The 13391-nt window shown below is 63.0% G+C and carries 12 protein-coding genes; 8 read left to right on the forward strand and 4 right to left on the reverse strand.

Translation table 11 applies throughout. The features are described 5' to 3' along the window. Positions 1-351: 351 nt before the first annotated feature. Positions 352-2055: an electron transfer flavoprotein-ubiquinone oxidoreductase gene (locus E2583_RS12775; RefSeq protein WP_291596274.1), complete on the reverse strand. Its 1704-nt coding sequence runs from the start codon at positions 2053-2055 to the stop codon at positions 352-354. A 261-nt stretch (positions 2056-2316) separates the two neighbouring features. Between E2583_RS12775 and E2583_RS12780 the strand changes: the two genes are divergently transcribed. The 8 genes from E2583_RS12780 (at position 2317) to E2583_RS12815 (ending at position 11333) form a co-directional block, all read left to right on the forward strand. Further along, positions 2317-2739: a thioesterase family protein gene (locus E2583_RS12780; protein ID WP_291596276.1), complete on the forward strand. Its 423-nt coding sequence runs from the start codon at positions 2317-2319 to the stop codon at positions 2737-2739. A gap of 309 nt (positions 2740-3048) precedes the next feature. Further along, positions 3049-4338, forward strand: a complete 1290-nt coding sequence (locus E2583_RS12785; RefSeq protein WP_291596277.1) for a dicarboxylate/amino acid:cation symporter — start codon at positions 3049-3051, stop codon at positions 4336-4338. Further along, positions 4290-6269 carry an ATP-binding protein gene (locus E2583_RS12790; protein WP_291596278.1) on the forward strand — a complete coding sequence of 660 codons (1980 nt, stop codon included), beginning with the start codon at positions 4290-4292 and terminating at the stop codon, positions 6267-6269. The genes E2583_RS12785 and E2583_RS12790 overlap by 49 nt, the downstream gene beginning before the upstream one ends. A 13-nt stretch (positions 6270-6282) precedes the next feature. Continuing rightward, positions 6283-7605 carry a sigma-54 dependent transcriptional regulator gene (locus tag E2583_RS12795; RefSeq protein WP_291596279.1) on the forward strand — a complete coding sequence of 441 codons (1323 nt, stop codon included), beginning with the start codon at positions 6283-6285 and terminating at the stop codon, positions 7603-7605. Between the two features lie 94 nt (positions 7606-7699). Further along, the gene (locus E2583_RS12800) at positions 7700-8812 is read left to right on the forward strand and encodes a saccharopine dehydrogenase NADP-binding domain-containing protein (protein WP_291596281.1); all 1113 of its coding nucleotides are present in this window, start codon (positions 7700-7702) and stop codon (positions 8810-8812) included. Then, positions 8809-9354 carry a DUF4166 domain-containing protein gene (locus E2583_RS12805; RefSeq protein ID WP_291596283.1) on the forward strand — a complete coding sequence of 182 codons (546 nt, stop codon included), beginning with the start codon at positions 8809-8811 and terminating at the stop codon, positions 9352-9354. Before E2583_RS12800 ends, E2583_RS12805 begins: the two co-directional genes overlap by 4 nt. Continuing rightward, complete coding sequence (locus tag E2583_RS12810) at positions 9351-9740, forward strand: thiol-disulfide oxidoreductase DCC family protein (protein WP_291596284.1); 390 nt, start codon at positions 9351-9353, stop codon at positions 9738-9740. The genes E2583_RS12805 and E2583_RS12810 overlap by 4 nt, the downstream gene beginning before the upstream one ends. Positions 9741-9854: 114 nt before the next feature. Beyond that, positions 9855-11333 (forward strand): RtcB family protein, encoded by a 1479-nt coding sequence (locus E2583_RS12815; protein WP_367158595.1) that lies wholly within the window; start codon positions 9855-9857, stop codon positions 11331-11333. Positions 11334-11492: 159 nt separating this feature from the next. On the opposite strand, the gene E2583_RS12820 is transcribed toward E2583_RS12815, so the two are convergent. The 3 genes from E2583_RS12820 to E2583_RS12830 are packed head-to-tail and all read right to left on the reverse strand — an operon-like array spanning position 11493 to position 13371. Beyond that, entirely contained in the window at positions 11493-12080 is a 588-nt protein-coding gene (locus E2583_RS12820; protein ID WP_291596288.1) for an SRPBCC family protein, read from the reverse strand. Further along, on the reverse strand, positions 12077-12814 hold the full coding sequence (locus E2583_RS12825) for a YceI family protein (RefSeq protein ID WP_291596290.1): 738 nt from the start codon (positions 12812-12814) through the stop codon (positions 12077-12079). Before E2583_RS12825 ends, E2583_RS12820 begins: the two co-directional genes overlap by 4 nt. Then, the gene (locus E2583_RS12830) at positions 12811-13371 is read right to left on the reverse strand and encodes a YceI family protein (RefSeq protein ID WP_291596293.1); all 561 of its coding nucleotides are present in this window, start codon (positions 13369-13371) and stop codon (positions 12811-12813) included. Before E2583_RS12830 ends, E2583_RS12825 begins: the two co-directional genes overlap by 4 nt. Between the last annotated feature and the right edge of the window lie 20 nt (positions 13372-13391).

The following is a 13391-nucleotide window of genomic DNA, read 5'->3' on the forward strand; positions in this document are numbered from 1 at the left end:
CGTTAGGATGTGCAGATGCTGCTGTATGGCGCGCAATATTGCGTTGAGCAGGCCGGGATTTTTGCTTTTCCCCGCATTTTTCCTGCGTTTGATTTGCCCGGGTCAAGGATATTGAGGCGCCTGCCTGTTTTTTGATCGCTGCGCTTTCCTGGACGCAGAACAATCTCCAGCGGGCGATTCGCGGCCATGGCCCGGGTCCGAGAATTGTCAGGATGCTGCAAATTTGTGGGCATTTGGCGCGCAGCGTTGCTAAAAACATTCAGCCCATGAAAAAAGCCTGCGCAGCCGGGGCTGGCGCAGGCCTTGAGGTGCCGCGTCCGGCGGCGGCAGCCGCCACCGTATCGCGCAGGCTTACATGCCTGAATAGTTGGGGCCGCCTCCGCCTTCCGGCGTGACCCAGACGATGTTCTGCGTCGGGTCCTTGATGTCGCAGGTCTTGCAGTGCACGCAGTTCTGCGCATTGATCTGCAGACGCTGTTTGCCGGCATCGGCCTCGTCCTCCACGAATTCGTAGACGCCTGCAGGACAGTAGCGCTGTTCAGGACCGGCGAACTTGGTCAGGTTCACGGCGACAGGAACGCTGGCGTCCTTGAGCGTCAGGTGAGCTGGCTGGTTCTCCGCGTGATTGGTGTTGCTGATGAAGACACTGGACAGCCGGTCGAAGGTCAGCTTGCCGTCGGGCTTGGGGTACTCGATGGGGGTGCACTCGGCAGCGGGCTTCAGATAGGCGTGGTCGGGCTTGTTGCGATGCAGCGTCCAGGGAATGTTGCCACGCAGCACAAACTGCTCAAGCCCGTTCATCACGGTGGCGGTGGTCAAACCCTTCTTGAACCAGGCCTTGAAGTTGCGCGCCTTCCACAGCTCTTCGTAGAGCCAGCTGTTTTCGAATGCATAGGTGTAGGCCGTCAGCTCGTCGCCCTGGCGACCCGCCACGATGGCGGCATAGGCGGCCTCCGCAGCCAGCATGCCGGTCTTGATCGCGGCATGGCTGCCCTTGATGCGGCTGACATTGAGGAAGCCGGCCTCGCATCCCACCAGCGCGCCGCCGGGAAAGACAAAGCGGGGCAGGCTGGAGATGCCGCCGGCCGTGATGGCCCGGGCACCATAGCTGATGCGCTTGCCGGGCTTGATGCCCTTGGCTTCGTCGCCTTCCAGGTAGTAGCGGATGTTGGGATGGGTCTTCCAGCGCTGCATCTCCTCGAAAGGCGACAGATACGGATTGGAGTAGTCCAGGCCGGTGATGAAACCCAGGGTGACCAGATTGTCCTCGAGGTGATAGAGGAAGGCACCCCCGTAGGTGTCGCTCTTCATGGGCCAGCCGGCGGTGTGCAGCACCATGCCGGGTTTGTGACGCTGGGGGTCGATCTCCCAGAGTTCCTTGACGCCGATGCCGTAGGTCTGAGGATCGCGGTTGGCATCCAGCGAGTACCTGGCGATGACCTGCTTGCCCAGGTGGCCGCGAGCGCCTTCTGCAAAGATGGTGTACTTGCCGTGCAGTTCCATGCCCAGCTGGAAGTCGCCCGTAGGCTCGCCTTCCTTGCTGATGCCCATGTTGCCGGTGGCCACGCCCTTGACGGAGCCGTCTTCGTTGTAGAGCACTTCGGCGGCCGTGAAGCCGGGGAAGATTTCCACGCCCAGGGATTCGGCCTGCTCCGCCAGCCACTTGGTGACAAAGCCCAGGCGAACGATGTAGTTGCCTTCGTTGTGGAAGCACTTGGGCAGCAGCCAGTTGGGCGTGCGCAGCGAGCTTTTCTCGCCGAGAAAGACCATGGCGTCTTCGGTCACCGGCTGGTTCAGCGGTGCGCCTTTTTCCTTCCAGTCGGGGATCAGCTCGGTCAGCGCGCGGGGATCCATGATGGCACCGGAGAGGGTGTGCGCGCCGGGCTCAGAGCCTTTCTCCAGAACGACGACGGAAACATCCTGACCTTTTTCGGCCGCCAGCTGCTTGAGGCGAATGGCAGTGGCCAGACCACCGGGGCCTCCACCCACCACGACCACGTCATATTCCATGGCCTCTCGCGGGCCGTACTGGGCCAGGATCTCTTCGTTTGTCATCGGGAAAGTCTCGCTTGATATTGGATTGGAAAAACCGGCATGCGCGGCCTTGGCAGGTGCGTCTGCAAAAAACCACGATGCGGGCGATTCTATGCTGACAGTCCGGCACGACCGTGCAGATTTGGCGACAGCGTAGCAGACGGTGTTGCGGCAAAGTCCATAGGCTAGTGCTCGCCCCAGGGCACGCCATCCCTCAAAGAAACTAGAACAAGGGGATGAGGAGGCCATTGCCCACCGCTTTCAATCAGGAGACACCACGGCATGAGAATCGAGTTGCCAGAGCAAAAGAAGCAGGTCCACGAAATGCGTTTTTCCGTGCGCTGGGGTGATATGGACGCCATGGGCCATGTCAACAATGCACAGTATTTCCGATACCTGGAAACTGCCCGCATCGACTGGATGCGCGGCATGGGGCTGAATCCGGATCCCGCCGGACAGGGTCCGGTCATCGTCAACGCGTTCTGCAATTTCTATCAGCAGCTTGCCTATCCTGATGAAGTACTGCTCAGGATGTTTGTCAGCGACCCTGCTCGAACCACCTTCGAGACCTGGGCCACCATGGAGCGTGTGGCGCAGCCAGGAGTGATTTGCGCCGCCGGTGGAGGCACGGTGATCTGGGTGGATTTCCCGCGGCAGAAAGCTGCAGCGCTGCCGGACTGGGTTCGTGCCGCAGTGACGGCCTGAGTTTTGTTCGGAATTCCGTATACCTTCTCCAGAGATGTTCGGAAATCCGATGCAGGTTATGCAGAAAAGTATCCGGAATATCCAAAAATCAAAGACTTGGCATGGATGGACTGGCTGGCACGGTATGTGCTTAAAGGACGACACGCTGCTTCACCGCAGCTGACCAAGTGAGACTGGGGCTGGACCTGGCCGACGAAACCTCGTTTTCGTCGACAGGCCGTCTCGGTTTGTTGTCACTGCCAGAACCTGTGGCCAGCACGGCCCGGATTCCGGCAGCGGCTCAAACAACGCATACCAAGATTCCAAAAAATGAAATCCAATCGCCTGACCATCATGGTTCTGCTGGCCATGGTTCTGGGTGTGGTCGTGGGCTACCTCGTCCACGCCAACGCCGCGACACCGGAGACTGCCAAAGACATTGCCGGCTATTTCGGCATCCTCACCGACATATTCCTGCGCATGATCAAGATGATCATTGCGCCCCTGGTGTTTGCCACGCTGGTGGCAGGCCTGGCCAACATGGGCGATGCAGGCTCCGTGGGGCGCGTGGGGGGCCGTGCGCTGGGCTGGTTTGTCGCGGCGTCGTTCTGCTCGCTGTTTCTGGGCCTGGTTTTTGCCAATGTGCTGCAGCCGGGTCACGGCCTGACCGTGGAGTTGCCCACGAATGCCGAGAGCCTGGGTCTGAAGACCGGCGCGTTGAATTTCAAGGATTTCATCACCCATGTCTTCCCCAAGAACATCTTCGAGGCCATGGCCACCAATGAGGTGCTGCAGATCCTGGTGTTTGCGCTGTTCTTCGGCATTGCACTGGGCTACCTGAACCATCAGAAAAAGCACATGCTGGTCGATCTGATGGAAGAGACCTCGCATGTCATGCTGCGCGTGACCGAATACGTGATGCGCTTCGCGCCCGTGGGCGTGTTCGGCTCCGTGGCCGGCACCATCGCCACCCACGGACTGGGCATGCTGATGGTGTTCGGCAAATTCCTGCTGGGCTTCTATATTGCGCTTGCCGCGCTGTGGGTGCTGCTCATCGGCGCCGGCTATCTGGTGCTGGGCAAGGACATCTTCCGTCTGCTGTCGCTGATTCGCGGTCCGGTGCTGGTGGGATTTTTCACGGCCAGCAGCGAATCGACGCTGCCCAAGCTCATGGAGCAGCTTGAAAAATTCGGCATCAAGCCGCGCATCACCGGTTTCGTGCTGCCTCTGGGTTACTCGTTCAACCTCGATGGCTCCATGATCTACACCACCTTCCTGGCGATCTTCATCTCTCAGGCCTATGGCATCGAGATGTCGCTGACGGCTCAGCTGACCATGCTGATGGTGCTGATGATCTCCAGCAAGGGCATTGCCGGCGTGCCTCGCGCCTCGCTGGTGGTGGTGGCCGCCGTGCTGCCCATGTTCGGTTTGCCGGAAGCCGGCATCCTGCTGATCCTGGGCATCGACCACTTCCTCGACATGGGGCGCACTCTGACCAATGTACTGGGCAACGCCATTGCCACGGCCGTGGTGGCCAAATGGGAAGGCGATGAGGCGCCGGAGTCCTCTGCATGCCCGGCAGCCCAGCCCTTGATGATGGCCGAGGCTGCTCGCGCCTGAACCTGATCGCTCCCTTGCCCGGCCTCCTGCCTCCAGCGGTGCTGGGCGCTGCTAACATGGTCCGCACCATGCTAGCTGTCCTGCCCCCTCGCCTGCGCGCCGCTTTGCTGATCCTGCTGTGGCTGGCCGCAAGCAGCCTGGGCGGCTGGCTGGGCTATCAGGGTTTTGTCCGGATAGGTCTCGAAACCGTGGCGGCTGCCGGCAACAACCGCCTCGATCTCTATGCCGCCAGCCTTCGGCGCGAGATCGACAAATTCGCCTTTCTGCCCGATGTGGTGGCGCTGCAGCCCGAGATATTGTCCCTGCTGAAATCGCCCGGCGACGAAGCGCTGCAGGTTCGCGCCAATCGCTATCTCGAGGAGCTGAGCCGGCGCGCAGGCACGCTCAGCGTCTACATGCTGGATCACGAAGGCCATGTGCTGGCCGCCAGCAACTGGCGCCGCCCCGACAGTTTTGTGGGTGAGAATCTCGGCTTCAGGCCCTACGTCCAGCAGGCGCTCAAAGAAGGGCGTGGGCGATACTTCGGTGTAGGTACTACGCGCGGCGAGCCTGGCTATTACCTGACCACGACCTTGGGGCAGGGCGAGCTGCATGGCGTGGTGGTGGTCAAGGTCGGGCTGGCGCAGCTCGAGCAGTCCTGGGCCAGCGCAGAGTCGCCGGTCGTGGTCAGCGACGAGAACACCGTGGTCATCCTCAGCAACGTCCCCGCCTGGCGCTTTGCCACCTTGCAGCCGCTGGATGAGGCAAGACGCGCCGAGCTGGAAGCTTCACAGAAGTACAACCGGCTGACCCTGAGGTCGCTGAGCTGGAGGGGTGCGAGCGGGGTCACAGGGATCCGGCAGGTCAGCATTCCAGATCCCAAGGACGCTGCGGCAGGCCCGAGTGCCGGCCGCTTTCTGGCGCAGTCGAGGCCGATGGCAGGCACGCCCTGGCAGATCACCGTGCTTTCTCCGCTTACTGTGGCCTTGCAGCTGGCGGCAAGCCGCGCCTGGGTTACGGGGGTGTTGATCGCGCTGATGCTCTTGTTCGCGGCGTTGCTCTATCAGCGACGCAGACATGTGCGCGAGCAATTGGCGGCCCAGCAGGCTCTGAAGCAGGCCAACGAAGCGCTGGAGCACAAGGTGCAGCAACGCACGGCCGATCTTCAGAATGCCAATCGTGCGCTTCAGCAGGAGGTGGTGGAACGCATGCAGGCCGAGACCACACTGCGCGCGGCGCAGGATGAGCTGGTGCAGGCAGGCAAGCTGGCCGTCATCGGTCAGCTCTCCACGGAGGTGGCCCACGAGCTGAATCAGCCCCTGGCGGCCCTGCGGGCGCTGGCCGGCAACAGCCTGCGCTTTCTGGAGCGCGGTCAGGGGGAGATGGTGCAAAGCAATCTGCAGCGCATGGTCGAGCTGACCGAGCGCATGGGCGGAATTACCGGACAGTTGCGCAACTTTGCACGCAAGTCTGCGGGCCAGCCGGCATCGGTCGAACTGGCCAGGGTGATCGATGGCGCACTGACCCTGCTGGAGCCGCGCATTGCCCAGAGTGGCGTCATGATCGTGCGACAACCCTCGGATCTCGCACTCAGCGCCTGGTGCGATGCCAATCGTGTGCAACAGATCCTGGTCAATCTGCTGAGCAATGCGCTGGACGCCGTGCAGGGCGGCAGCACGCGGTGCGTGGAAATCGCCTGCAACCGGTCCGGTGCCTGGGCGCAGATCACGGTACGCGATCATGGCCCAGGCCTCAGCGAGCAGGTTCAGGCGCGGCTGTTCGAGCCCTTTTTCACCACCAAGCCCGAGGGGCAGGGACTGGGTCTGGGCCTGCCGCTGTCGGCGGAGATTGCCCATGCCGCAGGTGGCAGCCTGAGTGGTGGCAACCATCCGGAAGGCGGGGCCATCTTCACGCTGAGCCTGCCCTTGGTGGATACTCGGCCGCTGTCCTGATTGCACGCCGCCCATGAACCCTTTCCTCCAAGTCCTGATCGTTGAAGACGATGCCGATGTCGCCATGGCCTGCGAGCAGACCATGCGCCTCGAAGGCCTGGACTGTGTCTGTGTGAGCAGTGCCGAGCAGGCACAGAAGCGCCTTTCGACGGATTTCGCCGGCGTGGTGGTCAGCGATATCCGCTTGCCGCAGATGAGCGGGCTGGAGCTGCTGGCGGCCATTCGCGCTCTGGACCCTGAACTGCCTGTGATTCTCATCACCGGTCATGGCGATATCTCCATGGCCGTGCAGGCCATGAAGGATGGCGCGGACGATTTTCTGGAGAAGCCGTTTGCCCCCGAACGTCTGGTGGAGAGCGTGGGACGTGCGCTGGAGCGTCGGCGCCTAGTGCTGGAGGTGCGCAGCCTGCGCCAGCAACTGCAGAGCCGGGATGTGTTGCAGCACCAGCTGCTGGGGCGCTCGCTGCCCATGCAGCTGCTGCGCAGCACCTTGCAGAGCCTTGCGGCCAGTGAGGCCGATGTGCTGATCTGGGGGGAAACCGGCACCGGCAAGGAAAGAGTCGCGCGCAGCCTGCACGAGTCCAGCCGGCGCAAAAGCGGCAATTTCGTCGCCATCAACTGCGGCGGCTTGCCGGAGACCCTGTTTGACAGCGAAATGTTCGGCAGCGAGGCCGGAGCCTTCACCGGTGCAGGCAAGAAGCGCATCGGCAAGATCGAGCATGCCAGCGGCGGCACGCTGTTTCTCGACGAGATCGAAAGCATGCCACTGGCCATGCAGGCCAAACTGCTGCGCGTGTTGCAGGAGCGGGTGCTGGAGCGCCTGGGATCGAACACGCTCATTCCCGTGGACTGCCGTGTGATTGCTGCCACCAAGGTGGATTTGCTGGAACTCAGTCGCCAGGGCCTGTTTCGTTCCGATCTCTACTACCGTCTCAATGTGGCGACCGTGAACCTGCCCCCGCTGCGCGAGCGCCGTGAGGACGTTGCACTGCTGTTCGAGCATTTTGCGCTGCAGGCGGCGGCCCGCCACCAGCGCCCCGTGGCCGAGCTGACACCGCAGCGTCTTCAGACCTTGCTGGCCCACGACTGGCCCGGCAATGTGCGCGAGCTGCGCAACGCGGCCGAGCGGATCACGCTGGGGCTGGATGCCGGCATATCCCCACCCGGCGCCGCGCCCGGGGCTGCTGCTTCGCTGGCATCGACCATGGAGTCCATAGAGCGCTCCCTGATTTCCGAAGCCCTGCGCAACAACGAAGGCAATCTGACGCGTACGGCGCAGGCGCTGCATACGCCGAAGACCACACTGCACGACAAGATTCGCAAGTACGGGCTTTGACTGCGCTGTGACCGAGCCATGAACGCGGCTGAGCAGGCTCGCCACTGCAGGGCTTGCGCTCCAGAGCGAAACCCGCGTCCCGCTACACTGAGGTATGCGTGAATTCAAGGTCATGGTCGTCGGTGCTTACGGCTTCTTCGGCAGCCGGCTGGTTGCCAGGCTGGCCAGGCAAAGCGGTTTGCACATCGTGGTGGCAGGGCGCTCGGCCTCTGCGGCGCAGGCGCTGGTTGAAAGTCTGGCTCCGGGCGCTTGCTCAAGCCTGAGCCACGCGGTGCTGGACGTGATGGTGCCCGGTCTGGAGGACAGGCTCAAGACGCTGGAGGTGGATGCGCTCATTCACACCTCGGGCCCGTTTCAGGGGCAGGACTACCGCGTGGCCCGAGCCTGTGCCCACGCCGGCGTCCACTATGTGGATCTGGCCGATGGGCGTGACTTTGTCGGCGGCATCGATGTGCTCGATCCGCAGGCCAAAGCTGCGGGCGTGCTGTTGCTCAGCGGTGCCAGCTCGGTGCCTGCGCTGTCCTCGGCGGTCGTGGACGCGCTGGCTTCGGCCATGGCCCGCGTCGACCATATTGACATCGGCATCAGCCCGGGCAATCGAACGGACAGAGGCCTGTCCACCGTCGCTGCCATCCTCAGCTATTGCGGCCAGCCACTGCCCGGTGCGGGTCAGCAGGCCGTGATCGGCTGGCTGCGCAGCTATGCATATGACTACCCGGCGCCCGTGGGGCGGCGATTGCTGTCGGCCTGCGATGTGCCCGATCTTGCATTGCTGCCGCTTCTTTATCAGAACTGTTCTGTCAGATTTGGCGCAGGACTTGAGTTGCCGCTTCTGCACCGAGGCATGAACGCCATGGCCTGGCTGGCGCACAAAGGGCTGGTACAGGATTGGTCCACCCATGCGCGCATGCTCAAGCGCATGGCAGACTGGTTCAAGAACCGGGGTAGCGATGTGGGCGCCATGCATGTCACCGTCAGCGGCCTGGATGCCCAGGGGCAAGCCAGCCAGCGCAGCTGGGTGCTGACGGCGGGCTCCGGCGACGGGCCTTATGTTCCCACGCTGGCCGCCAGTGCACTGGTGCGCAAGCTGGCCGCAGGTGCAGCGCTGGCGCCTGGTGCCCGGCCCTGCATGGGGCTGCTGACGCTGCAGGACTTCATGGCCGAGGCTCGGGGGCTGGACATCCGGATGCAGAAGCTGGCCCCATGACGCAGAGCGCTTCCTTGTTTCAGCAGGCCATGGGTGAAGAGTTTGGCAGGCTCGATGCCGCGCTACAGCGCTTTCACCGTCTGCAGGGCGAGCATGAGTTGGAGGGCAGGGTACAGACCGGCGCGCCCCGGACGCTGCTGGCCAGGTTGCTGGCCCTGGCCCTGGGTACGCCGCGCACGGCCGCTGAGGGGGCGATTCATTTCGAGCTGCAGGCCAGTCCCGAGGCCGAGACCTGGACTCGCATCTTCCCCGAGCAGCTCATGCGCTCCAGCATGCATTTGCGCGAGGGCGGCCTGGTCGAGCGTCTCGGGCCGGCGCGACTGTGCTTTGCCTTGCAGGCGGTGGATGGACGGCTTCTCATGCGACTGCGGCGTCTGTATTTTCTGGGCTTCCCATGCCCGGGCTGGCTGGCACCGCGCATCGTGGCCGAAGAAACCGGAGCCGGCGAGCATATGCAATTTCATGTCGAAGCGGCCGTACCCCTCATTGGTGTAGTGGCCAGTTATCGTGGCTATCTGTTGCTGCCCGAGGAAAAAGCATGATTGTGGTCTTTGATGCGCAATGTCTGTTGTGCAATGGCTGGGTGCAGTTCTTGCTCAAGCACGACCAGCAGGGCATTTTTCAGTTCGCCGCCATACAGGGCGAGGTCGGCGGCAAGCTGTTGGCCGATGCAGGCTTGCGCATAGAAGGTCTGCAGACCCTGCTGCTGGTGGACGGCTCACGCTCCTGGCAGCACACGGATGCCATCCTGCGCGTGCTGCACGCACTGGGCTGGCCCTGGCGCCTGACGGCGCTGTTCCGACTGGTACCCGCTGCATTGCGCGACGCGCTCTATCGCCAGATTGCCAGAAACCGTTACCGCTGGTTTGGCAAAAGCGAGCAATGCCTGATGCCGGACCCCGCCGTGGCAGCGCGCTTTCTGGATTGAAGTCCTGATGATAGGTTCCTTGGCCTATCAAGTGCACCGCAGCCTGTCGGCAACACCGGTGCTTGGCGGCCGGGCCGCTAAGCATTAGAATCTGCTGCTTACCCATCCTTCCTGATGCTGCTGCTCGAAGGTGCGTTGCATCTCCCAGATTCGGAGATGCGCTGTTGCGTACCTGTTTTTCTCAGCATCATGCCCCATCTTTCCGGGAAGTTTTCCCGACTGCAAAAAGCCCTGTCACGTCAGGGCATCCAGGTCTCCTATCGGGACCATGTCTATCAAATCCATAACGAGCAGGCGGCCGCCACGGTTTTGCTGCCTGACAGTCTGCCGCTGGAGCACAAGGCCGTCAGCCAGCTGCTGGACTTTGCCTCGGTCGCCGACCCGCAAGGCCATGGCGCAGTCTGCAAAGCCTGTGCCACTCCGGACTTTCACCCCGGCAGCATTGCGCCAGTGGGGGCCGTGGTGGCGACATCGCCGGATTTCGTGATTCCTGCGGCCATCGGCACGGATATCAACTGCGGCATACGCCTGCTGAGCACGGGCCTGACCCAGGCGCAGGCCGAGCTGCACAAAAGCACCATCGTGCAGCGGCTGACCCGCGTCATCTTGCAGAACGGGCGCGATGTCCCCGTACGCAGCGCAGGCTTCAAGGCCTTGTTCGACGAGGGCCCCCAGGCCTTTATTGAGCAGTTGCCTGACGTGGGTCTATGGCAAGGCGTGAATCGCGACCGCCTGCAAGCCGAACTGGCCGAGTGCGTGGGCCTGCAAGGCTTTGCGGGCCGCAGTCGTTACGCGCCCGAAGCCCTGATGCAGCCGCGTGAGTTGTTGCGCCCGCCGTCTGCCGCCGACCTGGGCAGCGGCAATCATTTTCTGGAGTTCTGCGTGGTCGACGAGATTTTCGATCGCCACGCCGCCTATGCGGCAGGGCTCAAGAAGGGTGATGTCACGGTAATGATCCATACCGGCTCGCGCGATGTCGGCTTTTATGTCGGCCTCCGCTGGATGGATCTGGCCAGGCAGCAATGGCCGCAGGGCATCAAACACCCGCGGCACGGCCTGTATGGTCTGAGCGGTGCGCTGGCGCAGGATTACCTGCAGGCCATGGGCGTGGCCGCGCGCTATGCATGGTTCAACCGCATGGCGCTGGCCGAACTGGTGCGCAAAGAACTGGAGGACATTGCCGCGCCCGATGCATCGCGCCTGATTGTGGATGTGCCGCACAACGTCGTGATGACCGAAGGCGAGTTCAATGTGCACCGCAAGGGCTCGACCCCAGCGCACGACGGCCAGTGGGCGCTTATTCCGGGCTCCATGGGTGACTACTCCTTCCTTGTCAAGGGCCTGGGCCATGAAGACTGGCTGCAATCGTGCAGCCATGGCGCAGGTCGGCAGGTGCGGAGACAGGACACACGCCGCATGAAGCAGCCGCTGATCGAGTCCATGTGGCAGTGCATCACCCTGCGCGAGGAGCGCTTGATCGAGGAAGCCCCCAGTGCCTACAAACCTGTGGGGCCGGTTCTGCAGGCGCAGGAGGAGGCGGGATTGATCACGGCGAGCCTGCGGTTGAAGCCCTGGCTGACTTTCAAGGCCTGAAAACCCCAGGGCGGCCGGCGCTTGATGAACGAGTGCCGGCAGTCGTGGCTTGCCGGCGATCCGGCAAATCGCTCTGTGCAGGCTTGGATATGCCCTGGATCGCTTTGTCGGATCGTCACGGAAAATCCGGCAGTACTGCCTGCAATGAGTGGCTTTGCGCTAATTGTTGGATGGTGGGTTGCCGCTTCCGAGGCTCAGTGCCTCGCGACGCAGGATTTCATCCACCAGTGCCTTGAACTGGCGTGTGAGCAACTGGCGCACCACCGGCTTCCCGAGCATCGCAGGGATGGTGAATGCAGGAACCAGCCGGCCGCTGTAGCTCAGGCGCACGCGGCCATCATCCAGGGTTTCAAGGGTATAGCTGCCATCCATCTGCTGGAGGTTGCCGCCAACCGCTCGGGCGACGATGCGCTGCTGCGGCCATTCGATCACGGCCAGCCGGATCTCGATCGCCTGTTGAAAGAACAGAAATCCAAGGCTGCCTTTCTGCTCCACCAGCACCTGATTGCCATTGCGCCGCAGGACGCGGGAGCTGTGCATTCCCGGCACGAATTCGGCCAGGTGGTCGTAATCGGAAATCACGTTCCAGGCGGTGGCCGGCCTGACCTGCATTGTGGCCGTGGCATTCACCAGCACGGCTTCATCGTGTTCGGTGGTCTCGATCTGCAGCTGTTGCGCCGACATCGGCGCACTGCTGCAGACCAGGCTCAGTGCTGCACCGAGGGCACGCCAGCGGACTGCTCTCATGGCCCGGCTTCCTGCCTCAGCGGGCCGGCGAGCACGTCGAATCCCATATCGAGCCGGTCCCGGACCTGGATGGCACCGCCCAGGATGGAAAACGGCGTGATGCCGAAGCTTGACTGGTCGAGGCTCAGCGCGCCGCGGATGTGGACTGTTCCTGGTTTCTTGTCGATCCGCGCCGGCACGCTGAGGCTGCGCGTGACGCCGTGAATGGTGAGTTCCACGGCCAGCGATACCTCACCCTCCGCATCCGGGTCGCTGCGCACCTGAACGCGGGCAAACGGATGGAGCGAGGTCTGCAGCACCCTGGTCCGCATATTGCTGCGGGTTCCCTCGATATCGCTGGCGCTGGGCTGGGTGTCCAGGCCTGCCATGGCGCGCAGAGCGGGCTCGTCGACCGAGAGACTGTCCAGCGCCACATACAGATCGGCCCGGCCCAGCCGCGGCGACACATAGCCTTGCAGTTGCCGGCTGGCCACCACATGATCGTGCCCCAGGCTGGCCAGGGTGCCGGCACGACGCACGGTGATGAAGACCAGCGAGCGCGTGGGCTCGACCTGCAGTACTTCCTGACCGCTGGCAGCGGCCTGTTTGTAGAAGGCCGCAGGAAAGTCCGCAGGCCTGGCCTGCCCGCGCGTGGCCTGCGCCGTTTCCAGTGCTGGTTGCGAGCATCCGGCGATCAGGGTCACGAGGGCCGTCAGGGCCGTCATGAGCGCAAGCAGCAGTTTGAAGGCCTTCATGGCAGCTCGCGCAGCCGGGCGCGAAATTTCACTTTCACCTCGTCGCCGACGGCATCGTTGCCCTGCCACTGTCCCGTGCCTATTCCGAAGAGGGCGCGGCGGGTCAGGAATTCCCCTTCGAGCAGGCGTTCCTCGGGCTTCCAGCTGAACGGCAGCGTCAGCGGCTGTCGAACGCCCTTCAGCAGCAGCGTGCCGCGTGCCAGATGACGGTCGGTGCCTGCAGTGCCGATAATTTCGCGGGTATCGAAGACCGCCTCGGGGAAGCGGGCAAAGTCAAACCAGTCCTGGCCGGCGATGGCCTGGTTGATATCCTTGCTGTTCATATCAGCGCTGCTGACGCGAATGCGGACATTCAGGTGGCTGTCGGAAGCTTGTCGCGGATCGACATCGAAGCGGATGCCGAAATCCTTGAACACGCCCGTCACAGGCACTTTCTCGAAAGTGACCGTGAATTCCAGCCGGTTGTCGGGCCCCGGCTCGAGTTGCCATGTGGCAGCATGCGCCGCTGTGGCGCAGAACGTCGCGAGTGCGGCGAGGCAGCAAACGGGTTTTCGCATCTCGATAGCCCTCCGGCACA

This window comes from Comamonas sp. (assembly GCF_009360615.1).
GTDB lineage: Bacteria > Pseudomonadota > Gammaproteobacteria > Burkholderiales > Burkholderiaceae_C > Comamonas.